This window comes from Virgisporangium aliadipatigenens (genome assembly GCF_016863615.1).
GTDB classification, from domain to species: domain Bacteria; phylum Actinomycetota; class Actinomycetes; order Mycobacteriales; family Micromonosporaceae; genus Virgisporangium; species Virgisporangium aliadipatigenens.
The window spans coordinates 41,401-66,036 of sequence record NZ_BOPF01000049.1 but is presented as its reverse complement, the minus strand read 5'-3'; the positions used below and the strand labels follow the sequence as shown (position 1 = coordinate 66,036).

The window sequence follows — 24,636 nt, the reverse complement described above, 5'->3', positions numbered from 1 at the left end:
CCGAAGGAGGCCGGCTCGCCCGGTCGAGGAGCCGCACCGGAGGGGGTGGTGGACTGCTCCGGGCGCTGAGACGCAAAGGGAGCGCCAGGAGCCGTAGACCTGCTGCCAGGCGCGGCGGCCAGCGCGCTATCCGACGCCGTACCGGGGCCGGCAGGCCCACTTCCGGCCGGCGTCGGTGCCGCACCGGGGCTGAAGGGCGCACTTCCGGCCGGCGACGGCATCACGACGGGCGGTGCCGCCCTGCCGGTGGCCGGGCCGCCGGTCGCGGAACCCGCCGTTCCGTTGCCGGACGGACCACCCGGCGCCCCGACCGGCGGCACAGCGGGCGGAGCGGCCGAAACGGGCGGACCGGCCTGCGGCGGCCGGAACGCGGGACGTTCGACCCCGCCGTTGCCCGACCCGGTAGCCCCGAACTCGGGAGAAGCCCCCGGCGCGGACCCGGCCCGTCCGGAAGCGGCCCCACTCGCCGGCTCACCGGCCGGCCCTCCCGAGGCAGCGGCCGGCGACCCGAACGACGGCGACCCGGCCACGGGCGGCGGCACGAACGGCGGCGGCACCCGAGGCGCGAACTGCGGCGGCCCCGAAGACCCGCCCGAAGTAGACCCGACCGGCAGCGGCCCAGGCCCGGGCGGCAGCGGCCCGGAAGGCGAAAGCCCCGGCCCGTCAGGAATCGACCCCGACCCCGGCGCCCCGGAAGGCAACGGCCCGGACGACGGCGGCCCGGAGAGCGAGGGCCCGGACGACGGCGGCCCGGAAAAGGATGGCCCGGACTGCGGTGCGGCCACGGGCGGCGCCACCGCACCCGGCGGCACGAACGGCGGCGGCCCGCCCCCGTCGGCATCATCGGAAGCCGAGCCCGGATAGGCCCTTCTTCCGGGTGGCGGCGGCGCGGCGGTCGGCTGGGCGGTGGGTGGTGCCGGTGTGCCGGCCGTGGGTTCGGTCCGCACGGTCCGGCCGTTGTGCGGCGGTCCGCCGATCTCCTCCGGCGGCCAGATCGTCTCTTCCGCCACCCGTCCTACCTCCCGCTTCCCGGTGCCCGAGCGTCCCCCGACGGCAGCATCGCAAGCCTCGCACACCGATGGGGAGACGTCACTTCGGCGCGAAGACTCCCCACGCCGCGCGTTCCATCCACCAGGTGCGCTTGCGGTTCAGCGTTCCGGCCACGCCGTCATCCAGGAACGGTAGTCCCTCACTGCGAGGAGTCACCGCAACAGCACGACCCGATGCCCGCCGGACCTCGACCTCGACTCTCTTACGGGTTTTCACGGCCAGAGCGACCGCGACGTTCAATTTCCCGTCGAACGGGCTGGGTTCCACCACCAGCGGCAGTCCGTCGAAGGTCGCGTAGCCGTCCGCGTTGGCCACGACGGCGGCGAGCAGCGCCTCCCGCCCGTCGGTCAGCACGGCGTCGTCCACGTTGATCGATGCGTGGAACGGCACCGCGCGCCCCGCCTCGTCGGCCCCGCCGAGCAGGGACCCGTCGAGGGTGAGCGAGCCTCCGTCGTTCCGCAGAAGATCGACCCGGCGCACGAACCCGCCGGCCACCGCGGCGGCCACCTCCTCCGGAGCCCGGGGCAGTCCGAGCCGGGAGGCGAGGTCGGGTGGCTCGATCGCGACCGGGAGGATCCCGACGGCCGGCAGGTCGGGGACCGTCCGGTCGGCGGGCAGGTCGTCGGGCCGCTTGCTCGGCGCCGGGGAGTGCTTGCGCATGAGCCGGCGCACGACGGCGCGCACCTGCCCGTCGCTGACGGCGGCGACCACCGTGCGGGCCTCACCGTCCGCGAGGGCGGCGTCGATTTCCGCGTCGGAACGGGCTGTCACCAGCTCCACCTCGCACCCGGCGGCACGCAGGGCGTCCCGGCAGGAGAGCACGGGAGTGCGGGGTCCTTCGCAGCCTTCGGCGAGGGACAGGATCACGACGCGGTGCACCGTTGTCATCCTCCTGGTGGGACGGTTGTAGCCTGTCACGGGCCCACCGGCCAGTGCGTGGGGCCAGTGGAGGCGAGGAACATGCCAGCGATCGTGCTCATCGGCGCACAGTGGGGCGACGAGGGCAAGGGCAAGGTTACCGACCTGCTCGGCGAGCGTGTGCAGTACGTCGTGCGGTATCAGGGCGGCAACAACGCGGGACACACCGTGATCACGCCGGACGGGGAGAAGTTCGCCCTGCACCTGATGCCGTCGGGCGTGCTCACGCCGGGCTGCGTACCGGTGATCGCCAACGGTGTCGTCGTGGACCCCAAGGTGCTGTTGAACGAGATCGAGGGCCTCGCCGAACGCGGTGTGGACACCTCGTCGCTGCTGCTGTCGACGGACGCGCACCTGATCATGCCGCACCACCGGGCGCTCGACCGCGTGGTGGAGCGCTACCTGGGTTCGGCGCGGATCGGGACGACGGGTCGCGGGATCGGGCCGGCGTACGGGGACAAGGTGGCGCGCATGGGTATCCGCGCGCAGGACCTCCTCGACACCGGCATCCTGCGCAAGAAGCTCGAACTGGTGCTGCGCGAGCGCAATCAGGTGCTCGTGAAGGTGTACAACCGCAAGGCGATCGACGCCGACGCCGTTGTCGAGGAGTACCTGGGCTACGCGACCCGGCTGCGGCCGTACATCGCGGACACGCGCACGGAGTTGGCGAAGGCGCTGGAGCGCGGCGACACCGTTCTGCTCGAGGGTGCGCAGGCGACGCTGCTGGACGTGGATCACGGGACGTATCCGTTCGTGACGTCGTCGAACCCGACCTCGGGTGGCGCGTGCGTCGGTTCGGGTATCCCGCCGACCCGGATCTCGCAGGTGATCGGCGTGATCAAGGCGTACACGACGCGCGTCGGTTCGGGGCCGTTCCCGACGGAGCTGTTCGACGACAACGGTGCGCACCTGCGCAAGGTCGGTCGTGAGTACGGCACGACGACCGGGCGCGAACGCCGCTGCGGCTGGTTCGACGCGGTGGTCGGCCGCTATGCGGTGCGGGTCAACGGGATCACCGACCTCGTCGTGACGAAGCTCGACATCCTGAGCGGCCTCGACCCGGTGCCGATCTGCGTGGGCTACGAGATCGACGGCGAACGGGTCGACGAGATGCCGATGACGCAGACGGCGTTCCACCACGCGAAGCCGATCTACGAGGAACTCCCCGGCTGGTGGGAGGACATCTCGAAGGCGCGGACGGAGGCGGACCTGCCGGCCAACGCGCGTCGCTACATCGAGCGCATCGAGGAGCTGTGCGGGGCACGCGTCAGCGTGGTCGGGGTCGGCCCCGGCCGCGAGGAGAACGTCATCCGCCACACGCTCATCTAGCGATCTCTCCGGAGCCGCGCACCACGAGGGTCGTCGGGACGACCTCGGTGCGCGGCTCCGCGCGGTCTCCGTCGATGCGGGAGAAGAGCAGCCTGGCCGCCGCCCGGCCGAGGGTCACCGGCTGCTGCGCCACGACGGTGAGGCCGGGATCCAGGGCGTCGGCGAGCGGCAGGTCGTCGAACCCGACGAGGGCCACCCGGTGCTGCAGCCCGAGCGCGCGCAGGGCCCGGACGGCGCCGGTGGTGATGAGGTTCTGCGCGGTGAAGAGGGCCGTCGGCGGGTCGTCGCCACGCAGCAGCGCGCAGGCGGCGTCGAAGGCCGCGGCGGAGCCTTCAAGATCCGTGCGGACGAGCGAAGGGTCAAGCCGGCCGGACGAGAGGTCTGTGCGGGCCGGCGAGGGGTCGGGCAGCGAACCGAGGTAGCCGCGGAGGCGTTCCGCTGCGGTGTGCAACGTCGATCGGTCGCCGAGAAAGCCGATCCGCCGGTGCCCGTGGGCGCGCAGGTGGGTCACGGCGGCGACGGCACCGCCGAAGTTGTCCGTGAGGACGGTGTCGGCGTCGGCGTAGCGGGGCGGCCGGTCGACGAAGACCGTCGGCACCCGCGCCGGCCCGGGTGAGCCGTCCGTCGGCACCACGACGAGCCCGTCGACCCGCCGTGCGGCGAGGGCGGTGGCCAGTTCGCGTTCCCGCGCCGGGTCCTCGTCGGAACTGGCGACCATGGTGACGGAGCCGCGTTCCCGCGCGATCTCCTCGACGCCCCGCGCGACGGCGGCGAAGAACGGGTTGCCGACGTCGGCGACGAGCAGGCCGATGCTGGCCGATGCCCGGTCGGTGCGGCGCAGCGTGCTGGCGGTGTGGTCGCGTTCGTAGCCGAGCAGGTCGATGGCGTCCTGGATGCGGCGCGCCAGGTCGGGCCGGCCGGGGTCGCCGTTGACGACGCGGGAGACGGTGCTGAGGCTGACGCCGGCGAGCGCCGCGACGTCCTTCATGGTCGGCCGTCGGGTGTCAGCGCTCATGGGCCCTCCTCGAAACGTTTTCAAGGGATCATAGCGCTACCCCTTGTGATGTTGAAGTTACTGGATTTACGGTAACTCGAAACGTTTCGAGTTTCCGCCCCGCCAGGCGGGGACCAGGAAGGACCCCCCATGAAACGGATCAAGTTCTCGCTGTCCCTCGTGGCCGTCATAGCCCTGCTGATGCTCGTGGCCGGCGTGGTCGCCGGGCGGGCCACCGGCGGCGGTGGTTCCGGCGGCGGAAGCGGCGACGGCGGACGTTCCGCCGGCAAGCGCATCGACGTGATCATCAAGGCGAGCGACTCGTCGTTCTGGCAGTCGATGCTCGCCGGCGCCAAGCAGGCCGGCGGCGACTTCGGCATCGAGGTGTCGCTGTTCGGCCCCACCTCCGAGACCGACGTCGGCCAGCAGGTGCAGCTGGTCGAAAACTCCATCTCCCGCGGCGTCGACGGCATCGTCCTCGCGTCCAACTCCTCCTCGGCGCTCAACAACGTCATCGAGCGCGCCCGCAAGGAGGGCATCAAGGTGATCGCCGTCGACACCCAGGTCACCACGCCCGTTGACGGGTTCATCGGGACGGACAACCTCAAGGCGGCCGAGCAGGCCGGGGCGAAGCTGTGCGAGCTGGCCAAGGCCTCCGGCCGGACCGCCGGCAACGTGCTGATCGAGTCCTCCGTCGCCGGCGTGCAGGTGCTCACCGACCGGGAGACCGGCTTCCGGGGCGGGCTCGCGGCGTGTCCCGACCTGAAGATCGTCGGCCCCCGGTTCAACAACAACGACATCAACCTCGCGGCGAGCCAGGTCAACGACGCGATCACCGCCGATCCCAACCTCGTGGCCGTCTTCGCCGCCAACAACACCAGCGGCGTCGGCGCGGCGCGTGGCATCAAGGACAACAACGCGGCCGACCGCATCCCGGTCGTCTCGTTCGACACCGATCCCCAGCAGGTGGCGGCGCTCGGCGACGGTTCGCTCGACGTGCTCGTGGTGCAGAACCCGTACTTCTTCGGCTACCAGGGCGTCGTCGTCGCTGGGATGGCCGCCGTGGGCTCGATCCCGCCGCGGAACATCGACCCGGGCGCCGTGCTCGCCGACAAGTCCAACATGGGCAACGAGGAGATCAAGACGCTGCTCACCCCGCCGACGGCAAAGGCCGACTGATGAGTCCCTACGTCGAACTGCGCAACGTCAGCAAGGCATTCGGTCCGGTGTGGGCGCTCACGGACGTTCACCTGGAGCTGTATCCGGGAGAGGTCAACTGCCTCGCGGGTGAGAACGGCGCCGGCAAGAGCACACTCATCAAGATCCTGACCGGAGCGCACCAGCGCGACGCCGGCGACTACCTGATCGACGGCCGGGAGGTCGGCAACCCCACGCCGGCACAGGCCCGACAGGCCGGCATCGGCGTCGTCTACCAGGAACTGAGCCTGCTCCCCGACCTGTCCGTGGCGGAAAACCTGCTGATGGGCCGGCTGCCCAACCGCCGGGGCATCACCCGCCCACGGGAGCTGCGCAGGCAGGCCACCGCCATGCTCGAACGCGTCGACCAGGGCCACCTCGACCCGGACACCCCGGTCGCCGAACTCTCCCTCGCGGTGCGGCAACTCGTCGAGATCGCCAAGGTGCTGGGCCAGAACCCTAAGGTGCTCATCTTCGACGAGCCCACCACCGCGCTGTCGGAGACGGAGACGGCCGCGCTCCTGGGGCGCATCAAGGGATTGCGCGACGACGGTCACGCGATCATGTACGTCAGCCACCACCTGGAGGAGATGTTCGAGATCGGGGACCGGGTGACGGTGCTGCGCGACGGGAAGTTCGCGGCGAGCGGCCCGATGCGCGACTACGACCACGACAGCCTCATCGCGACGATGGTCGGCCGGAAGATCGAGTCGCTGTACCCCGCGTCCAGCCGCACGATCGGCGAGCCGCGCCTGGTCGTCGAGGGCCTCCGTCCGGCCGGCGTCCACAGTGGACAGATCGACTTCACGGTGCGCCGCGGTGAGATCCTGGGCGTGGCCGGCCTGCTCGGATCCGGCCGCACCGAGCTGCTCAGGGCGATCTTCGGCGCGGACCCGATCGCGGCGGGCCGGATCGGCATCGACGGCGTCGAGGTGAAGCCCGGCAACCCGCGCACCGCGGTCCGTGCCGGTGTCGGGCTGCTCACCGAGGACCGCAAGCAGCTCGGCCTCATGCTCGAACTCGCCATCCGGGAGAACGCCTCCATCGCCCAGCTCCCGCAGATCTCCCGACTGTCCCTTGTGGACACCAAGGCGGAGCGGTCCACAGTGGACAGATACCTGGGCGGCCTGCGACTGCGCGCGAAGTCCTGGGAACAGCCCGTTTCCAGCCTCTCCGGCGGTAACCAGCAGAAGGTGCTGCTCGCGCGATGGCTCGCCACGCGGGCCAAGGTGCTGCTCTTCGACGAACCCACCAAGGGCGTCGACGTCGGCGCGAAGAGCGAGATCTACACGGTGATCGGGGACCTCGCCGCCGAGGGCCTGGCCGTCATCGTCGTCTCGTCGTACCTGCCGGAGGTGCTCGGCCTGGCCGACCGGGTGCTCGTCATGCGGGAGGGGCTCGTCGCCGGCGAACTCACCGCGTCGGAAGCCACCGAAGAGGCCGTTCTGCACCTGGCGAGCACGGGAGGAAGCAAGTGACCACGACCGCAGTGAAAGAGGAGCGCGTCATCACCTTCGGGGACGTGTTCGGGCGCGACGCCGGCGGGATCATCGTGCTGCTGGTGCTGTTCGGGGCGATGACGCTGCTGTCGGACCAGTTCCTGACCGGCGACAATCTGGCCAACCTGGCCCGTCAGGTCGCGATCTTCGGCATCATCGCGATCGGGCAGCTGCTGGTGATCCTGACGGCCGGCATCGACCTGTCCGTCGGTTCGGTGCTGGGGCTGTCCGGGTGCGTCACCGCCGAGCTGCTGGCCGGCGGGGTGCCGATCCCGGTCGCGATCCTCGGCGGGCTGGCCGTCGCGGTCATCGCCGGACTGATCAACGGGCTGCTGGTGGCGTTCGCCGGGCTGCCGCCGTTCATCGTGACGCTGGGCATGCTGGGCATCGCGCGCGGCGTGGTGCTGGTCTTCACGAACGCCTCCACGATCCAGCCGCTGCCCGACGCGTTCGGGGAGATCGCCAACGGGTCGCTGATCGGCGTGCCCAACCTGCTGTGGCTCTTCGCGGTCGTGGCGATCGTGACGGCGTTCGTGTTGCGGCGCACCGTCTTCGGCCGGTACATCTACGCGATCGGCTCCAACCCGGAGAGCGCCCGCCTCGCCGGTGTGCCCGTCAAGCGGGTGCTCGTGGCCGTGTACGCGATCGCGGGATTGTTGGCGGGAGTCGGCGGCGTGTTGTTTACGTCCCGCCTCAACGCGGGTATTCCGACGGCCGGCACCGGCTACGAGCTGAACGCCATCGCCGCCTGCGTCATCGGGGGCGCGAGCCTGTTCGGCGCCAAGGGCGGCGCGTTCGGGGCGGCGGCGGGGGCGTTGATCGTGGCGACCCTCAACAACGGCGGCAACCTGCTGGCCGTCAACGCCTTCTATCTCCAGATCATCATCGGCCTGTTGATCCTGGTCGCGGTCTCGTTCGACCAGTGGCAGGGCCGTCGATCCCGCTAGGAGAGCCAATGATCGTCGTGTGCGGGGAGGCACTGGTCGATCTGATCCGGTCCGCGGCGGGGGAGTCCTACCTGCCGCGGCCGGGCGGGAGTGCCGCCAACGTGGCCGCCGCGCTGGGCCGGCTGGGAGCGGACGTCACCCTGGTCGCCCGCATTTCCCAGGACCGTTTGGGGGAACTCCTCCGTGAGCACCTGCGCCGTTCCCTCGTCCGGCTGGAGCACGTGGTGGACGCCGACGAGCACACCACGCTGGCGATCGCCGACCTGCTGCCGGGCGGCGACGCGGCGTACACGTTCTACATCGACGGCTGTGCCGACGGGCGGTGGCGCGCGGACGAACTCCCCGCGGCCCTGCCCGACGGCGCGGCGCTGCACGTGAGCGGCTCGTTGGCGTTGGCCGTTCCCACGATGGGTGATGCTCTCGAGGGCCTGATCCGGCGCGAACGGCGACACCGCGTCATCTCCCTCGACCCCAATCCGAGGTCGACGATCTCCCCGGAGCCGGACTCCGTCCGGGCGCGGCTGTCGACGTGGCTGCCGCTCGCGGACATCGTGAAGATCGGCACCGCGGACCTGGAGTGGATCGCGCCCGGCCAGCCCTACGAACTGGTGGCCCGCCAGTGGCACCTGCGCGGCTGCGCGCTCGTGGTGGTCACGCGCGGCGGCAAGGGCGTGTACGCGCTCGGCCCCGACGGCCCGGTCGACCTTCCGGCGAACCCGGTCGAGCTGGTGGACACGGTCGGTGCCGGCGACGCCTTCATGGCCGGCCTGCTGGCGGCGCTGGACCGCGCCGAACTGCTCACCCGGGACCGCCTGTCCCGGCTCGGCACGCCCGACCTGTCGGAGTGCCTACGCTTCGCCCAGCGCGTGGCGGCCCACACCTGCGCCCGCCAGGGCGCCGAACCCCCCTGGCTCGAGGAGCTGCGCCCCTAGCCCTTGGCCCAGACCGCGATGTCGGGGGCGTCGCTGAAGACCGCGGCGATGCCCATCGCGTAGAAGCCGCGGTACATGCGGGCGGCCCGGGCCCAGCCGACCGGGTCGTCCGGGTGGGAGAGCGTCGCGGGCAGGTCCTCGTAGGGGCAGTCGGCGCCGAGCGTCCACAGGTGCACCTGCATCCCGCGGGTGCGCGCGTCGTCCACCAGCGCCGGCCCGCGCAGCCCACCGCTCGGCGCGCCGAGCAGGTCCCGGTGCACGCTCAACACCTTCGCGTACGTGGCGATCTCGTCCATCGCCGGCCCGTCGACCGGGTCCGACGGCAGCAGGTTGCGCGCCAGGCGCAGCCCCGGCAGCAGGTTGTGCAGGATCCGCAGGCTGTCCGCCTCGAACCCGGAGACGAAGACCGGGTCCTCCCGATCGGTCCAGCCCTGGGCGGTGAGCGCGGCGGCGAGGCGGTCCTCCATGGGGAGGCCGAGCTGGCGGTACCTGGCCGCGGACTTGAGTTCCAGGTAGAGGCCGACCGGGCGGGACTGGCGGTGCAGCAGCGCGACGATCTCCTCCAGCGTGGGGATCTGCTCCCCGCCGGTGCGCAGCGTCTTGATCTCGGCGAGCGTGAGCTGGTCGGCACTGGTGCGCCGGCCGAACTCGGGGCGGCTTTTGATGTCGGTGGTGACCGTCAGGTCCGGCTCGTGACGCGCCACGAGATGACCGTCGCGGGTGCTCACGAGGTCCGGTTCGATGTAGTCGGCGCCCTGGTCGATCGCCAGTTGGTAACCCGCCAGGGTGTGCTCGGGCCGGTACAGCGGCGCACCCCGGTGGCCGATCACCAGAACGGGGTACTTCGGCCGGGCCGCCACGGCGAGCGTGCTCGGGACGACCCGGGCGACGCTCTGCGCGGCCGAGGTCAGCCCGCTGACGCCCGACACGGCCACCGGCGCGAGCGCCGCCACGAGCACGAACGCCACCGCGAGCGCACACCATGCCGCGACGCGCCGTCCCCTGGGTCGGCCCACGGTCGGACGCTCACCGTACGATCTGTTCCCGTGCACGTACTCCTCATCGGTTCGGGCGGGCGTGAACACGCACTCGCGACCTCACTCGCCGCGGATCCGGCCGTTTCCGCACTGACCTGCGCGCCGGGGAATCCTGGCATGAGCGGCCTCACGCTCGCGTCGGGCGGCCCGGTCAGGCTCGCCGCCGTTCCCGCAGACGATATCGAGGGGCTGGCGGCGCTTGCCGTCGAGGGCCGGGCGGATCTGGTCATAGTGGGACCGGAGGTGCCGCTCGTCGCCGGGATCACCGACCTCGTGCGGGCCAAGGGCATCCCGGTCTTCGGGCCCACGAAGGCGGCGGCCGCGCTGGAGGGCTCGAAGGCGTTCGCCAAAGTGATCATGACGGCGGCGGGGGTGCCGACCGCGCGGTCGCGGGTGGCGACGGACGCCGAGGCGGTGGCGGCGGCGCTGGACGAGTTCGGCGCGCCGTACGTGGTGAAGGACGACGGGCTCGCCGCCGGCAAGGGCGTGGTGGTGACCGACGACCGCGCGGCGGCACTCGCCCACGCCGCCTCCTGCGAACGGGTCGTCGTCGAGGAGTACCTGTCGGGCCCCGAGGTGTCGCTGTTCGTGGTGACCGACGGGACGGCGGTGCGCCCGCTGGTGCCCGCGCAGGACTTCAAGCGGCTGAGGGACGGCGACGAGGGGCCCAACACCGGTGGGATGGGCGCCTACGCGCCACTGCCGTGGGCGCCGCCCGCGCTCGTCCCCGACGTGCTGCGGGACGTCGTCGAACCGACGCTCGCCGAGATGCGCAAGCGCGGCACCCCGTTCAGCGGCCTGCTCTACGTGGGGCTCGCGATCACGCCGGACGGCCCGCGGGTGATCGAGTTCAACTGCCGGTTCGGGGACCCGGAGACGCAGGTGGTGCTGGCCCTGCTGGAGACGCCGCTCGCCGGCCTGCTGCACGCCGCCGCCACCGGAACGCTCGCCGACCACCCGCCGCTGCTCTGGCGCGACGGGTCGGCGGTGACCGTGGTGGTGGCCTCGGCCGGCTACCCGGACAGTCCCCGCAAGGGCGACCCGATCCTCGGCGCCGACCGTGTGCCCGGGGTGCTGCACGCCGGGACCGCCCGCCGCGACGACGGCGCGCTCGTCTCGTCCGGCGGCCGGGTGCTCTGCTGCACGGCCACGGGCCCGGATCTCGCTTCCGCACGCCACGCCGCGTACGCCCTGGTCGACGGCGTCACGCTGCCCGGCGCCCAGGTCCGCCGCGACATCGCCGCCGCCGCGGCAATCGGGGCCTAGCTCCGGGAGAGGGAGCCGAGCACGCCGCCGGCGTGTTCCAGCGACGGGGCGCCGTGGCGTTCGTGCAGCCACCGCGCCGCCTGGAACGCCAGTTCCACGTACGCGTCGAAGACCAGGTCCACCTCGTCCGGCCCGTTGCTGCCCAGCGGGAGGTCCGGCACGTCCAGGATCAGGTAGGAACCCGGATCCCGGTCCTGTTCGAGCGTGCGGCGCACCAGGTTCTGCGCCGCCTCGACGAGGTCGACGTGCGGGTCCCCGCGCAGCGCGAACTGCTCCGTCACGTACGAGATCAGGCTGTCCGGCGCCCGGAGCAGCACGACGAGCGGCAGTTCCGGCCCCAACTGGCGGAACGCCTGCAGGATCGGCTTCGGCTGGTTGACCGACCACACGGTCTGCCGGGCCCGCCCGGTGGTGTCGTCGAACAGCCGCCGCGCGGCGCTGACCTGGGCGCGTTCGACCACGTCGGGGGCCGTGCCGGAGGCCAGCTCGAACTGCTCCGCCGCCAGGGCCCGCAGGTCCAGGTAACCCCAGTCAAGAAGATCGGCCAGCAGCGCGGCCACCTCCTGGCTACCCGCCCACGGGATGCCCACGACCACGATGCCCGGCGGAACGAGCAGGTTGGGCCGCAGCCCGCGGGGCCGGCTGGCGCACAGGTGCGGCACGGACAGCACCAGGTCGGGCCGCTTCGCCCAGTCCTGGCCGGCCACCCGCTCGGGCGGGAGCCAGGTGGCGGCGGTGCGCAGCATCGTGTCGATGATGAGGCGTTCGATCTCGGTGCGGTCGCGCTGGGTGTCCTCTGTGGACGGCCCCTCGACCCCGGCCGGATGGCAGCCGACCCGAACGGCGTACCGGGTGCGGTAGCGGCTGCCGCGTTCGCTGTTGCGCATCGTCACGCCCCAGCCGGCGGTGGCGTCGAGGAGGGCGCCGGCGACCTGTGCGCCGCCGCGCAGCCCGGCCGCCCGGGTGGCGCCCCGCAGCCAGCGCCGGGCCTCGCCGATCGCCTCGTTGAGCTTCTCCGTCGCCTCCAGGCGCAGCGGCGCGTCGGCCATCTCGGCGGGCAGCCAGTCGAGGAGTTCGAGCAGGTGAACGTGGCTGCGCCCGATGACGCGGGCGAGGTCGCGCATGACCCGCGGGGACGGTTCGACGTCCTGGTGCAGCCACGCCTGGAGCCGGCCGGGGGAGATGCCGACCTCTTTGGCGGCGGCGTTGATGGAGAGGCGACGCTCCGCGAGTGCCTGCAGTACCTCGCGGGCCCAGCGCTGGCGGGCCTCGATGGGTGTGGGGCCGGTCACCGCCCGAAGGCTAACGGAACTTGACGAAAATTTGAACCAACTGCAGAGAAACCTCAAGTCCAACTGAAAATCTTGAGATCTCACTGATTTTCTGTAGACAGCTATGTGGCTGACGGGAATACTTCCACCTGGAGGATCCCCTCCGAGTAGGCGAGAAGGGCGGTGCAGAGCCATGACCCAGACGTTCTACAACCACCGCGGACTTCGGATCACCGACCAGTGGGTGTCGGTCGACGGACGCCGCTACCCGCTCGCCGCGACCAGCGGCTTCCACACCACGACGGACCCGGTCAGCCGGGTCGGCATCGGCACGCTGCTGGCCGGCGGCGCGGTGCTCTTCATGGCGGTGGCCCTGAGCCCCGTCATGGCCCTTCCGACCGCGATCGGCCTGGCCGTCGTGGGTGGCGCGATCACCTTCGTCGGCGCGGTCGTCACGCGCTTCAGCCCGCGTCTGCGTCACCTCTGGCTGGGGAACGCGGTCGTGCTCAGCACCACCGACAGCACGGAGCTGGGCAAAGCGGCCCGGGCCCTGCGTCGGGCGCGGGAGCACCGCTACCTCATGGCCGCCTGACCCGGGAGCGGGGCGCCCCGCTCCCGGCCGTCAGCGGGCGACTCAACGGATGTAGTGCCCCGAGATCGCGCGCGACACGACGAGCCGCTGGATCTCGGACGTTCCCTCGAAAATGGTGTAGATCTTGGCGTCCCGGTACCAGCGCTCCACGGGATGGTCCCGGACGAACCCGGCGCCGCCGAGCAGCTGCACGGCCCGCGACGTCACGTCGACGGCCACCTCACCGGCCTTGAGCTTGCTCATCGAGCCCTGGCCGGCGTCGAACGGCTTGTTGTTGCGCCCCATCCACGCGGCCCGCCACACGAGCAGGCGCGCGGCGTCGATCTCCATGCGCATGTCGGCGAGCGTGAACGCGACGGCCTGGTTCTCGATGATCGGCCGCCCGAACTGCACCCGTTCCTTGGCGTAGTCCAGCGCGTACTCGTAGGCCGCCCGGGCCACGCCGATGGCCTGCGCGGCAACGGTCGGGCGCGTCATCTCGAACGTGCGCATCGCCGCGCTGGAGTTCGACCGCTCCTTGGCGCGGGCGCGGGCGAGCCGCTCGTCCAGCGCATCCTTGCCGCCGAGCACACACCGCCCCGGCACCCGAACCTCGTCCAGGAACACGTCGGCCGTGTGCGAGGCGCGCAGCCCGAGCTTGCGCAGCTTGCGACTGGCCTCCAGTCCCTTGGTGCCGGGCGGCACGATGAACGCCGCCTGCCCCCGGGTGCCGAGCGTTGGATCGACGGAGGCGGTCACCACGTGCACGTTGGCGATGCCGCCGTTGGTGGCGTACGCCTTCTGCCCGCTGAGCACCCACTCGTCGGTGGCCTCGTCGTACCGGGCGCGGGTCCGCATGGCGCCGACGTCGGAGCCGGCCTCCGGTTCGGTCGAACAGAACGCCGCCACGAGCGGCTCGTCGGCGGTGCCGAAGCACTGCGGGATCCACTCGAAGAGCTGATCCGGCGTGCCCGAACCGTAGATGGCGGCCACGGCGAGCGCGGTGCCCTGGATGGCCAGCCCGATGCCGGCGTCCCCCCAGAACAGCTCCTCGGTGGCCACGCACATCGACAGCCCGCTGGGATCGTTGGCCGTGTCCGCGAGGAACTCGAAGCCGTAGAGCCCGATCTTGGCGGCCTCCTGGATCACCGGCCAGGGGGTCTCCTCGCGCTCGTCCCACTCGGCGGCGGCCGGCCGCACGGTGCCCTCGGCGAAGCCGTGCACCCAGTCGCGCAGTTCTTCCTGCTCCTCGGAGAGCCCGAGCCAGAACTCCGACATGGCGGGTCAGGCCTTCGGGACGGCGAAGAGGTTCTGGACGTTCGCCGCGAGCGGCAGGTTCGTCGCTTTGATCTTCCCCGTCATGAACATCATCATCGGGTTGGCGTTGCCCGAGACGACCTTGACGAATTCGACCGGTCCGATGGTGATGGCCAGGTCCGGGTCCTCGACGGTGGGCGCGAGCGACGTCTCGCACTTGCCGTCGGCGACGCGCACCTCGTAGGTGTCGGGACCGTCCGCGCCACCGGCGATGACCCAGTGGATGACCGCTCTGGTGCTGCCGGCGCGATCCGGCCGGAACTGCTCGGGCATCCGGGTGAAGATGTTGTCGAGGATGGTCTTGCGATGCGGCCCGCTCAGGATCTGGGCCAGTTCGCGATCGGAGGTCTGCTTGACCAGCGCGGCGAACTGGGCGGGCGCGATATCGGCGTAGTCGTCGATGTTGCTGAGGTCGGGCATATCGAGCCTCCCGAATGAGTACCTACTAGTCCGTAAACTTACGCGCGAGTAAGTAGAGTAACAAGCATGTCGGTCGACCCCACGGTGAAGCGTCTTCCCCGCGCCGTTCGCGAGCAGCAGATGCTCGACGCGGCGGTGCGCGTCTTCTCCCGGCTGGGTTACCACGCGGCGTCGATGGACGAGATCGCGGAGACGGCCGGCATCTCCAAGCCCATGGTCTACGCGTACCTCGGCACCAAGGAGGAGCTCTTCATCGCCTGCCTGCACCGGGAGGGCGCGCGGCTCACCGAGGCGGTGTTCGCGGTGCTCTCCGACGACATGCCGCCCGAGCAGCAGCTGCGCCGGGCGATCGAGGAGTTCCTGCAGTTCGTCGTGAACCACCGGGACGGGTGGTCGGTGCTGCACCGGCAGGCGCGTGGGCAGGAGCCGTTCGCCGGGGAGATCGCGGAGATCCGGCGCAGCTGGATCGGCCACCTCACGACCGTGCTGGCGCGCATCACGCCCGACGTGCCGGACGTGACCCCGGGCGCCTACGCGCTCGCCGGTGCGGTGGAGTCGCTCGCGGACTGGATCGTGGAGTTCCCGGACAGGCATGTCGGGCGCGACCCGGATCTCACCGCGGCGCGCCTGACGGACCTCATCCTGAACGGCCTGCCGCGGCAGTAGCTCAGTTGAGCAGCACGCGCATCGCGGTCAGCATGGCCAGGACCAGGGCGGTGCCGATGAAGACGGTCACCTGGACGGCCGTGCGGCGATCGCGCGGCGCGTAGGCCAGGCCCGCGCCGACGATCGTGCCGACGAGCAGCCCGCCGATATGGCCGGCGATCGAGATGCCCGGGACCGCGAACGTCAGCACGAGGTTGATCACGATCACCGGCACCACGCTGGACGTGTCCCGCCCGAGCCGCTTCAACGTGATGAACAGCGCCGCGAAGAGCCCGAACACCGCACCCGAGGCTCCCGCCGTCAGGTTGTCCGGCTGGGTCAGCGCCGCCGCGACCGAACCGCCGAGCCCGGACAGCAGGTACAGCATCGCGAACCGCCACGGCCCGAGCTGCTCCTCGAGCACCCGCCCGAGCACCCACAGCGCCCACATGTTCATCAGCAGGTGCAGCGGCCCGTAATGGATGAACATGCTGGTCAGCAGCCGGTACACGGCACCGTTGTCGACGCCGGTGTAGTGCGCGGCCCCGGCGATCGCCTGGATGTACGTGTTGTTGCCCACCACCCAGATGTCCGGCCCGACGACCGAGCCGTAGTAGTGCAGCTCGCTCGCGCCGCTGAAGATCCCGCCGAACAGCGAACCGGCGCCCGACATCGCGGCGCCCACCAGCAGCACGATCACGTTGAGGGCGATGAGCGAGATCGTCACGTAGCCGGCCCGCCCCGCACGGCTCCCGCCGAACGCCGTGCGCGCCTGACGCTGCGTGCGCTGCCCCAGGGCGACACACTCCGGGCACTGGAACCCGACGGACGCCTCACGCATGCAGTCGGGGCAGATGTAACGGCCGCAGCGGGTACAGCTCACATACGTTTCGCGACCGGGGTGGCGGTAGCAAACCGGGACGGCGGGCGCGGTCATACCCAGAAGAGTACGTGGCGCGCCCACCGCCCCGGACGGCGGAAACTGTGAGTCAGCGGTGAATCTCGACCCGCTCGATGCGGATCTCGTCCACCGGCCGGTCGTTGCGGTCCGTCTGGGTGGTGGCGATGGTGTCGACCACCTTCTGCGAGTCGGGGTCGGTCACCTCGCCCCAGATGGTGTGCTTGCGGTTCAGGTGCGGCGTCGGCGTGACGGTGATGAAGAACTGCGAGCCGTTGGAGACGGGACGGCCGGTGTTGGCCATGCCCAGCAGGTACGGCCGGTCGAACTGCAGCTCCGGGTGGAACTCGTCCTCGAAGTCGTAGCCCGGCGTTCCGGTGCCGGTACCGGTCGGGTCGCCGGTCTGGATCATGAAGTTGGCGATGATGCGGTGGAACGGCACGCCGTCGTAGTACGGGCCCGAGCCGGGCGCGCCGGTACGCGGGTCCGTGTACTGCCTCGTGCCCTCGGCCAGCTCGATGAAGTTGCGCACGGTCTTCGGTGCGTGGTTGTCGAACAGTTCGAGCCGGATCGGTCCGACCGTGGTGTGCAGGGTCGCGAAGGTCACCGGGTACTCCCTCCTGTGGATTTTCCGCCGCCCACCGTAACCGACGGTGTACCTGAGCCACGTTCGCGGGCCACTGAAGAGATCCGCTCGTTTGGGCGACGACGAACCGGGCGAAAAGGCAGTATTGCGCGTAGCGGACGGCGCAGGTGTCGCCATCAGCCGGTGGGGTAAAGGCTTACGAGGCGTCCTGAGCTGGGGGGCCGCAACAGGGAGGTGGATTTGATGTTTGGACGGCGTCGCGCACAGGCGCACGGTCAGCTGGCGCGGGCCGAACTCGGCCAGGGCTTCGAGCACTTCCGCATGGCGGCCGCACACGCGGCCAGCGGAACGGCGGACTACGTCAGCCCCAAGGTCGCCACGGCCAAGAAGAAGGGCCGTAACGCCCGGAAGGCCACGGCCTCCACGTTCGGACCGATGGTGACGTCGGCCCGGGACGGCTCCCGGAACGTGGCTCGCACCGCCCGCAAGAGCGCAATCAAGGGCAAGGCGAAGCTGACAGGAAGGGAGCCTCAGGTGAGGCGCTGGCCAACGATTCTGGGTGGACTGCTCGCTGCCGGTGCGGCGATCGGCGCGACGGGAGCGATCATCGCCCGCCGCCGGGCCAACCGCAGCCAGTGGGAGGAGTACGGCACCACGCACACGACCTCCCGGAGCGACTCGATGATCGAGTCCGCCCGTTCCACGATGGAGTCCGGGAAGGACAAGGTGCAGTCGCTGGCCGAGTCCGCCAAGGAGCGGGCCTCCGACATGATGAGCAGCGGCTCGTCGCCGTCGCCCTCCTCGTCGCACTCGTCCTCCGGACACATGCCGTCCGGCCAGTCGAGTAGCACCGGCACGTCGAGCACGGGCAGCGGCTCGATCGGCTCGACCGGCGGCAGCTCGGAGTTCGGGTCGCGGGACGACATCTACGGGCGCGCCGGGAGCAGCTCCAACAACAGCCGCTCCTGAGACCGGCTCGCGGACGGGGACCGGGTTTCCGGTCCCCGTCCTCATCTAGAGCCATCCGGAACGTCTGAAGCCCCGGTACATGGTGATCGAGAAGCCCAGCATCACCGTCATGATCACGGGATAGCTGTAGCGCCACTGCAGTTCCGGCATGAAGGCGAAGTTCATCCCGTACACGCCGGCGAACGCCGTCCACACGGCCGCGATGCCCGCCCACGCCGCGATCTTGCGCATGTCGTTGTTCTGGTCGACGGTGACCTGGGCCAGGCGCGCCTGCAGGATCGAGTTCAGCGCCTCGTCGAAGTAGAGCACCTGCTCCACGGCACGGCCCAGATTGTCGTGCACGTCCCGGAAGTAGCGGCGGATCTCGTCCGGTACCTCCGCCGAGCGGCCCTCGACCAGGCCCGTGACCGGGCGCTGCAACGGTACGACCGCCCGCTTGACCTCCATCAGTTCCCGCTTGAGCTGGTAGATGCGCTGGATGCGGCCCTGGCTGTGGCGGGCGAAGGCGTGCTCCTCCACCTGCTGCACGTCGTCCTCCAGGGAGTTCACCACGTCGAGGAACCCGTCGACCACGAGGTCGTAGACGGCGTAGGCGACCGCCCAGGGCCCGTGCGTGATGAGATCCGAGCGCTGGTCCAACTGTGTGCGGATCTTGCCGAGCCGGCGGGCGTCGCCGTGGCGCACAGTGATCACGAAGTCCGGCCCGAGGAACATCATCAGGTCGCCGGTCTCGATCACCTGGCTGTACTCGGTCAGCTCCTCGTGTTCCACGTACCGGGCGGTGCGCAGCGTCATGAACGTCATCTCGCCGTAGCGCTCGACCTTCGGCCGCTGCAGCGACTTGACCGCGTCCTCGACCGCCAGTTCGTGCAGCCCGAACGTCTGCGCGATGCCGGCGAACTGCGCCGCGGTCGGCTCCTTCAGCCCGAGCCACACGAACCCGTTGTCGTGTTCGCGGGCGGCCGCCAGCGCGTCGGCGTAGTGCAGCCGGTCGGTCTGGCGCTCGCCGTTCAGGTACAGGCCGCAGTCCACGATCGCGTCCGCCTCGGCGGCGTCCGGATGCAGGCGGGGGCGTTCCACCGGGGTGGTGCCGAGCATCCGGCTGACCGCCCGCACCGGCGCCTTCCACGCCCGCGGCAACGTGCGCCCCTCATTACTCTCAGCCATAGCCCCCAACCTCCCTCGCAACACTCCGAGGGAAGGCTAGCCCGGGGCAGCGCAAGACCCCGCGTGGCGCCGCGACCCCCCGACACCCACGAGACGTGCCGCCGTCCTGGGCGGCGCGAAGCCCAATTCGCGAGATGCGAATTGCACAAAAAACGACACCGGGCGAGCCGTCCGCTGACTGGGTGGAGTGCGGACGGCCCACCCGGTGTCCTTGGGGGCGGGAGGTGACGTCTTCGGCGTTCTTGCGCCTGATTCGCAGTTTGATCTACCGCGCGCGCCTAAGGAACACCGGTGACGTCACGGTTTTGCCACGGTTACGGGCGCGTTACCGACGAATACGGTCAATGGCGGCGGCCAGACGGCGGACGCCCTCGTCGATCCGGTCGACAGTGACCGCCGAGAACGCCAGCCGCAGCGAGTGCTTCCCACCCTCCAGCAGGAAGTCGCTGCCCTTGACGACCGCGACGCCCAGCTCCTCGGCGGCCGGCGCGAGCAGGTCGACGTCCACGTCGTCCGGCAGGTCGATCCAGAGGAAGTAGCCGCCGTCCGGCTCGGTGAACCGCACGCCCGGGATGTGCTCCCGCAGCGACGCGGCGAGAACGCCGGCGCGTTCGGCCAGCGCGGCGTTGACCGTCGCGATGGAGCGGTCGATGTCCCCCACCACGCAGAACTGGTGCACGATGGCCTGCGCCGCCATGCTCGGCGAGATGTACAGGTTGGTCGCCCGCTTGGCGATGTCGGCGATCACGCCCTTCGAGCCCACCAGGTAGCCCACCCGGACGCCGGGGCAGACGGTCTTGGTGAACGAGCTGGCGTGCACCACCGTGTCGGCGGTGTCGGCCGAGAGCATCGTCGGGAGCTTGTCCCCGCGGAAGCGCACGTCCGCGTACGGGTCGTCCTCGAAGATCGTGAACCGGTACTCCGCGGCCAGCTCCAGCAGGGCGGCGCGGCGTTCGGCGCTCAGCGTGGCGCCGGCCGGGTTCTGGAAGTTGGGGATGATGTGCGCCAGCTTCGGCCGGACGCCGGACTCCAGCAGCTTGCGCAGCTCGGCGACGTCGATGCCCTCGGAGTCGAGCGTCACCTGGTGCACGTTCGCGCCGAGGTTGCGCAGGTTGAGCAGGGTCCGGTCGTACGTGGGCTTCTCCACCACCACGTCGTCGCCGGGGCGCACGAGGTACTCGAACAGCAGCGCGTCGGCCTGCAGCGAGCCGTTCGTCACCAGCACCTGCTCGACCGCCACGCCGTGCTTCTCCGCGATCCACTTCCGCAACGGCGGGTAGCCGACGGAGGTGCCGTACGCGGTGACCCCGGCCGGGTCGGTCTCGAAGGCGCGCACCGCCGCGGCCTTGAGGCCGTCGACGTCGATGATGTCCAGGCTGGGTGCGCCGCGGGCGAAGGAGATGGGCTGCTGCGGTGTCATGCCGAACAGCGTACGGGTGGCCGCGACGCGTTATACCAGCACCGCGAGGGCGTCCCGGATCCGTGGCGGGATGTCCACCTCCGGCGGGAGCCGCCCACTGACGGCCGCCACGAACTGCTCGTCCGGCAGCCGGCACTCCTCCTCGACGAGGCGGACGACCTGTGCGCCGCGGTCCGCCACGACGGAGACCTGCCCCGGTTGTGCGTTCTCCGTGACGGCCACGCGGGCGAAGCGCAACCGCCAGTCGAGCCGGTGTGACACCCGACTCTCCGGCACCGGCACGTCGGCGTCGTCGGCGTGGATGGCCCGCTCCGATGCCAGGTAGAACGCCTGCCGCCAGACGGGGTACTGCCCGACGGTGGTGTCCATCGTCTCCGTCGCCCGCGAACGCAGCGCGGCGTCGTTGCTCGCGACGAGGTCCCGCCACGCGGCGAGGAGGTCGGCGTGGGGCAGGGTGTCCCGTTGGGCGACGCCCCACGCGTTGAGGTCGTCGAGGCTGCCGCCGCCGGCGGCCCGGATCAGCTGCTGCACCTCGCCGCGCAGGCCGGCGCGCGTGTAGTCCTCGACGGCGGCGAGGTGGGCGAGCAGTGCCCGGCGGTCCCATCCGGCACACCTGGTGGGGGCGCGCCATCCGTCGGGCGGGAGCGCGGCGTAGAAGGCCTCGATCTGTCGGGCCTCCTCGGCCATCAGGTCGAACGGGTCCAGTCCGGCCAGATCGGGCTCGTCCACGGCGCCCCCTCAGTCGATCGCCCGGCGTGAGTCTTTCACGAGCGCGGCGGGCCGAGGAGGAGTTTGCGAAGAGGTCTGGGCTAAACCGTGGCGCCCTGCTGGACGTAGCTCTTGAGGATGTCGCGCACCGAGATGACACCCAGCACGTCGGTGCCGTCGAGCACCACCAGGTGCCGGAAGCCGCCGCGGACCATGGCGGCCGCCGCCTCCTCGAGGGTCCACGCGGGCGTCGCGTAGACCACGTCCCAGGTGATGTGGCCGGCGGTCCGTTCGCTGTCCGGGTCGAGGCCGGTGGCCAGTGCGTTGAGGATGTCCCGCTCGGTGATGATGCCGACGCCCTGACCGTCGGGGTCGTGAACGACCGCCGAACCCACCCGTCGACCGGCCATCAACTCAGCGGCCTGCCGCAGGGTGTGATCGGGGCCTACCTGGACAACGATCTTGCTCATGGCGTCCTGAACGCGCATGTCGCACCGCCCCTCATACCGACCGTGCAGACATCGTTACGTCCCTGCGCCGAAGACTCAAGACCTGTCCCCGGACCCGGCAATACTGGTGACCATGCGCTTTGTGCAGGGTTCGCCGCCGCCGTACGAGTTGACCTTCGATGACGTGTTCATGGTGCCGGCCCGTTCGGCGGTCGAGTCCCGCTACGACGTGGACCTGACCAGCCGGGACGGCACCGGCACCACGATCCCGCTGGTGGTGGCCAACATGACGGCCGTCGCCGGGCGGCGCATGGCCGAGACGGTCGCGCGGCGCGGCGGCATCGCCGTCATCCCGCAGGACATCCCGATCGACGTGGTGGCCGAGGTCGTCTCCTGGGTGAAGCGCCGCCACCTGGTGCACGACACGCCCATCACGTTGGGGCGCGGCGACACCGTGTCGGACGCGCTGGCGCTGCTGCCCAAGCGGGCCCACGGCGCGGTGGTCGTGGTCGACGACGGCCGTCCGGTGGGTGTGGTGACCGAGCGGGACTGCCACGACGTGGACCGGTTCACGCAGCTCGGCCAGGTGATGACGCACGACATGTTCACTCTTGCGGTGGACGTGACGCCGGAGGAGGCGTTCGACCGGCTGTCGGCGGCCCACCGGGTGTTGGCGCCCGTGGTCGACGAGGCCGGGCAGCTCGTGGGGATCCTGACCCGCAAGGCCGCCCTGCGCGCCACGCTCTACACCCCGGCCGTCGACGGCGACGGGCGCCTGCGGATCGCCGCCGCGATCGGGATCAACGGCGACGTGGCCGGCCGGGCGGACAAGCTGCTCGCGGCCGGGGTCGACGTGCTGGTGGTCGACACCGCGCACGGCCACCAGGAACGCATGGTCCGGGCGCTGCGGGCGGTGCGCGCGCTGCGGCCGGCCGTTCCGGTGGCGGCGGGCAACGTCGTGACGGCCGAGGGCGTGCGCGACCTGGTCGAGGCCGGTGCCGACATCGTGAAGGTGGGCGTGGGCCCCGGCGCGATGTGCACGACGCGGATGGCGACCGGGGTGGGCCGGCCGCAGTTCTCGGCGGTGCAGGAGTGCGCCACCCAGGCTCGTGAACTCGGCCGGCACGTCTGGGCCGACGGGGGTGTCCGGCACCCGCGCGACGTGGCGCTGGCGCTGGCCGCCGGTGCCTCGAACGTCATGGTCGGCTCGTGGCTGGCCGGCACGCACGAGTCGCCCGGCGACCCGCTGCGCGACCACGACGGGCGCATCTACAAGGAGAGCTTCGGCATGGCCTCGGCGCGTGCCGTGCACCGGCGCACCGCCGAGGACACCGCCTACGAACGGGCCCGCAAGGCGCTGTTCGAGGAGGGGATCTCCAGCGGGCGGATGTATCTCGACCCGAGACACCCGGGAGTGGAGGACATCATCGACACGATCGTGGCCGGGGTGCGCAGCGCCTGCACCTACGCCGGCGCCGCTGACCTGGACGAGTTCCACCGGCGGGCGGTCATCGGGGTGCAGAGCCGGGCCGGGTTCGACGAAGGGAAGCCACGTCCCGACGGGTGGTGAGTCTGCGGTCCGGCGGTATCCTGCGCAGGGGCCGGACCGTGAACTCGAAGGGACATCTTGGTGTCGTTGAATGTGGTGATCCTTGCCGCGGGCATGGGTACCAGGCTCGGGCGACCGCACCCGAAGCCGCTGACGCCGCTGTCCGACGGCCGGAGCATCCTGCGCCAGCAGCTCGATCACCTGCGTGACGAGTTCGGGTCCGAGGTGCACGTGACCGTCGTGGTCGGGTTCAAGATGGATCTGATCATGGAGGCCGCGGCCGCCGACGCCGCCTTCGTCTACAACGAGCTGTACGACCAGACGAACACCTCGAAGAGCCTGCTCAAGGCGTTGACCCTGGCCCCGCCCGGCGACGTCATGTGGCTCAACGGCGACGTCGTCTTCGTGCCCGGCCTGCTCGCGTCGCTGCGCGCGCACATGGCGGCGGGGCACACGTTCGTGGCGGTCAACACCGAGAGCGTCGCCGACGAGGAGATCAAGTACACGCTCGACGGCGACGGCTTCGTCAAGGACCTCTCCAAGCAGGTCGTCGGCGGGCTCGGCGAGGCCGTCGGGATCAACTTCCTGGCCGCCGCCGACCGCCCGGTCTTCATCCGGCACCTGGCCGCCTGCGAGGACCAGGACTATTTCGAACGGGGTCTGGAGACGGCCATCGCCGAGGACGGCCTGCGGGTGGCCGCGGTCGACATCAGCGAGTACGACTGCGTCGAGGTCGACTTCGAGCCCGACCTGGCCCGCGCCAACGCCCTCCATCACCGAGCCGTTTCATGAGTGCAGTGGACGCCGACCGCCTTCCGAGCGCCGCCGACTTCCTGGCGACCAACCGGGGCGGTGGGCTGTACACGATGGCCGTCAGCCAGCGGCTCGGCGCGTGGAGCGCGGTCTTCGCCCACCGGCGGGGCTACGCGCCGACCACGCTCACGCTTGGCAACCTGGTGCTCGGCCTGGCCGCGGCGGCGGTGGTGATCGCCGGCCAGGGTCGGGTCTCCTCGGTGCTCATCGGGCTGGTGGCCACCCTGTTGTGGCAGTTCGCCTACGCGCTCGACTGCGGGGACGGGCAGCTCGCCCGGGTCACCGGGCGCACCAGCGCCGCCGGTAAGCGGATCGACATCCTGTGCGACGTGGCGCTGCAGATCGCCCTCGTGGCGGCCGTCGCCACGGTGGCCGCGCGGCACACGCCCGAGCCGCCGGTGTGGCTGACGGCGGCGTTCGCGGGGACGTGGCTGGTCAACATCGTGACCTCGCTGCTCCAGCAGGGCGAGACCGCCCAGAGCCTGATCGCGAGCGGTTCACCGGTGATCCAGGTGATCAAACTGATCCGCGACTACGGGGCCGTGGTACTGGGGATCGGACTGGTCATCGCGTTCGTGCCGCAGTGGGCGATCTGGGGCATGGTCGCGTTTTCCCTGATCAACGGGGTCTTCCTGCTCGTGAGCATCGTCGCGACGGCGCAGGCGAGCAGCCGCACCACCTGAG

Annotated in this window: 24 protein-coding genes; 12 read left to right on the top strand and 12 right to left on the bottom strand. The window is 71.0% G+C overall.

Features of this window, described 5'->3' with window-relative positions:
* Window positions 1-1,089: 1,089 nt before the first annotated feature.
* Complete coding sequence (locus tag Val02_RS41940; protein ID WP_203904924.1) at window positions 1,090-1,929, bottom strand: diacylglycerol kinase family protein; 840 nt, start codon at window positions 1,927-1,929, stop codon at window positions 1,090-1,092.
* 81 nt (window positions 1,930-2,010) lie between these two features.
* Between Val02_RS41940 and Val02_RS41935 the strand changes: the two genes are divergently transcribed.
* Window positions 2,011-3,297 carry an adenylosuccinate synthase gene (locus Val02_RS41935; protein WP_203904923.1) on the top strand — a complete coding sequence of 429 codons (1,287 nt, stop codon included), beginning with the start codon at window positions 2,011-2,013 and terminating at the stop codon, window positions 3,295-3,297.
* On the opposite strand, the gene Val02_RS41930 is transcribed toward Val02_RS41935, so the two are convergent.
* Window positions 3,290-4,312 (bottom strand): LacI family DNA-binding transcriptional regulator, encoded by a 1,023-nt coding sequence (locus Val02_RS41930; protein ID WP_203904922.1) that lies wholly within the window; start codon window positions 4,310-4,312, stop codon window positions 3,290-3,292. The genes Val02_RS41935 and Val02_RS41930 overlap by 8 nt on opposite strands.
* Before the next feature lie 129 nt (window positions 4,313-4,441).
* Here Val02_RS41930 and Val02_RS41925 point away from each other — a divergent pair, with 129 nt between their 5' ends.
* From Val02_RS41925 to Val02_RS41910, 4 genes are read left to right on the top strand one after another with little or no spacing between them, the layout of a single operon-like run.
* Window positions 4,442-5,470 carry an ABC transporter substrate-binding protein gene (locus tag Val02_RS41925; protein WP_203904921.1) on the top strand — a complete coding sequence of 343 codons (1,029 nt, stop codon included), beginning with the start codon at window positions 4,442-4,444 and terminating at the stop codon, window positions 5,468-5,470.
* Complete coding sequence (locus Val02_RS41920) at window positions 5,470-6,966, top strand: sugar ABC transporter ATP-binding protein (protein ID WP_203904920.1); 1,497 nt, start codon at window positions 5,470-5,472, stop codon at window positions 6,964-6,966. Before Val02_RS41925 ends, Val02_RS41920 begins: the two co-directional genes overlap by 1 nt.
* Entirely contained in the window at window positions 6,963-7,934 is a 972-nt protein-coding gene (locus Val02_RS41915; RefSeq protein ID WP_203904919.1) for an ABC transporter permease, read from the top strand. The genes Val02_RS41920 and Val02_RS41915 overlap by 4 nt, the downstream gene beginning before the upstream one ends.
* Before the next feature lie 8 nt (window positions 7,935-7,942).
* Entirely contained in the window at window positions 7,943-8,866 is a 924-nt protein-coding gene (locus tag Val02_RS41910; RefSeq protein ID WP_203904918.1) for a carbohydrate kinase family protein, read from the top strand.
* Here Val02_RS41910 and Val02_RS41905 read toward each other — a convergent pair.
* Window positions 8,863-9,882, bottom strand: a complete 1,020-nt coding sequence (locus tag Val02_RS41905) for a glycerophosphodiester phosphodiesterase family protein (protein WP_203904917.1) — start codon at window positions 9,880-9,882, stop codon at window positions 8,863-8,865. The two genes, Val02_RS41910 and Val02_RS41905, sit on opposite strands and share 4 nt — an antisense overlap.
* A gap of 30 nt (window positions 9,883-9,912) precedes the next feature.
* Between Val02_RS41905 and purD the strand changes: the two genes are divergently transcribed.
* Window positions 9,913-11,169, top strand: coding sequence for a phosphoribosylamine--glycine ligase (purD, locus tag Val02_RS41900; RefSeq protein ID WP_203904916.1), 1,257 nt, complete (start codon window positions 9,913-9,915; stop codon window positions 11,167-11,169).
* On the opposite strand, the gene Val02_RS41895 is transcribed toward purD, so the two are convergent.
* Window positions 11,166-12,461 carry a helix-turn-helix domain-containing protein gene (locus tag Val02_RS41895; protein ID WP_203904915.1) on the bottom strand — a complete coding sequence of 432 codons (1,296 nt, stop codon included), beginning with the start codon at window positions 12,459-12,461 and terminating at the stop codon, window positions 11,166-11,168. The two genes, purD and Val02_RS41895, sit on opposite strands and share 4 nt — an antisense overlap.
* Window positions 12,462-12,633: 172 nt before the next feature.
* Here Val02_RS41895 and Val02_RS41890 point away from each other — a divergent pair, with 172 nt between their 5' ends.
* Complete coding sequence (locus Val02_RS41890; protein WP_203904914.1) at window positions 12,634-13,032, top strand: DUF6232 family protein; 399 nt, start codon at window positions 12,634-12,636, stop codon at window positions 13,030-13,032.
* A 42-nt stretch (window positions 13,033-13,074) separates the two neighbouring features.
* Here Val02_RS41890 and Val02_RS41885 read toward each other — a convergent pair whose 3' ends face one another.
* Window positions 13,075-14,289, bottom strand: a complete 1,215-nt coding sequence (locus Val02_RS41885) for an acyl-CoA dehydrogenase family protein (RefSeq protein ID WP_203904913.1) — start codon at window positions 14,287-14,289, stop codon at window positions 13,075-13,077.
* A 6-nt stretch (window positions 14,290-14,295) separates the two neighbouring features.
* The gene (locus Val02_RS41880) at window positions 14,296-14,748 is read right to left on the bottom strand and encodes an SCP2 sterol-binding domain-containing protein (protein WP_203904912.1); all 453 of its coding nucleotides are present in this window, start codon (window positions 14,746-14,748) and stop codon (window positions 14,296-14,298) included.
* Between the two features lie 66 nt (window positions 14,749-14,814).
* Between Val02_RS41880 and Val02_RS41875 the strand changes: the two genes are divergently transcribed.
* The gene (locus Val02_RS41875; RefSeq protein WP_203904911.1) at window positions 14,815-15,414 is read left to right on the top strand and encodes a TetR/AcrR family transcriptional regulator; all 600 of its coding nucleotides are present in this window, start codon (window positions 14,815-14,817) and stop codon (window positions 15,412-15,414) included.
* 1 nt (window position 15,415) lies between these two features.
* Here the strand turns inward: Val02_RS41875 and Val02_RS41870 are convergent, their stop codons facing one another.
* Entirely contained in the window at window positions 15,416-16,330 is a 915-nt protein-coding gene (locus tag Val02_RS41870) for a rhomboid family intramembrane serine protease (RefSeq protein ID WP_203904910.1), read from the bottom strand.
* A 52-nt stretch (window positions 16,331-16,382) separates the two neighbouring features.
* Complete coding sequence (locus tag Val02_RS41865) at window positions 16,383-16,898, bottom strand: peptidylprolyl isomerase (protein ID WP_239153744.1); 516 nt, start codon at window positions 16,896-16,898, stop codon at window positions 16,383-16,385.
* 222 nt (window positions 16,899-17,120) lie between these two features.
* Here Val02_RS41865 and Val02_RS41860 point away from each other — a divergent pair, with 222 nt between their 5' ends.
* Window positions 17,121-17,846: a hypothetical protein gene (locus Val02_RS41860; RefSeq protein ID WP_203904908.1), complete on the top strand. Its 726-nt coding sequence runs from the start codon at window positions 17,121-17,123 to the stop codon at window positions 17,844-17,846.
* Window positions 17,847-17,891: 45 nt separating this feature from the next.
* Here the strand turns inward: Val02_RS41860 and Val02_RS41855 are convergent, their stop codons facing one another.
* The 4 genes from Val02_RS41855 to Val02_RS41840 all read right to left on the bottom strand — a co-directional run bounded on the left by Val02_RS41855 (window position 17,892) and on the right by Val02_RS41840 (window position 21,629).
* Window positions 17,892-19,013: a magnesium and cobalt transport protein CorA gene (locus Val02_RS41855; RefSeq protein ID WP_203904907.1), complete on the bottom strand. Its 1,122-nt coding sequence runs from the start codon at window positions 19,011-19,013 to the stop codon at window positions 17,892-17,894.
* A gap of 325 nt (window positions 19,014-19,338) precedes the next feature.
* A complete protein-coding gene (locus Val02_RS41850) occupies window positions 19,339-20,433 on the bottom strand; it encodes an aminotransferase-like domain-containing protein (protein WP_203904906.1) in 1,095 nt (364 codons plus the stop codon).
* A gap of 30 nt (window positions 20,434-20,463) precedes the next feature.
* Window positions 20,464-21,162, bottom strand: coding sequence for a maleylpyruvate isomerase family mycothiol-dependent enzyme (locus Val02_RS41845; RefSeq protein WP_203904905.1), 699 nt, complete (start codon window positions 21,160-21,162; stop codon window positions 20,464-20,466).
* Window positions 21,163-21,242: 80 nt separating this feature from the next.
* Window positions 21,243-21,629 carry a CBS domain-containing protein gene (locus Val02_RS41840; RefSeq protein ID WP_203904904.1) on the bottom strand — a complete coding sequence of 129 codons (387 nt, stop codon included), beginning with the start codon at window positions 21,627-21,629 and terminating at the stop codon, window positions 21,243-21,245.
* Window positions 21,630-21,723: 94 nt separating this feature from the next.
* Here Val02_RS41840 and Val02_RS41835 point away from each other — a divergent pair, with 94 nt between their 5' ends.
* From Val02_RS41835 to Val02_RS41825, 3 genes are read left to right on the top strand one after another with little or no spacing between them, the layout of a single operon-like run.
* Entirely contained in the window at window positions 21,724-23,160 is a 1,437-nt protein-coding gene (locus Val02_RS41835) for a GuaB1 family IMP dehydrogenase-related protein (RefSeq protein ID WP_203904903.1), read from the top strand.
* A 60-nt stretch (window positions 23,161-23,220) separates the two neighbouring features.
* Window positions 23,221-23,931 carry a phosphocholine cytidylyltransferase family protein gene (locus Val02_RS41830; protein ID WP_239153743.1) on the top strand — a complete coding sequence of 237 codons (711 nt, stop codon included), beginning with the start codon at window positions 23,221-23,223 and terminating at the stop codon, window positions 23,929-23,931.
* Window positions 23,928-24,635 (top strand): CDP-alcohol phosphatidyltransferase family protein, encoded by a 708-nt coding sequence (locus Val02_RS41825; RefSeq protein WP_203904902.1) that lies wholly within the window; start codon window positions 23,928-23,930, stop codon window positions 24,633-24,635. Before Val02_RS41830 ends, Val02_RS41825 begins: the two co-directional genes overlap by 4 nt.
* The last annotated feature ends 1 nt before the right edge of the window (window position 24,636 follow it).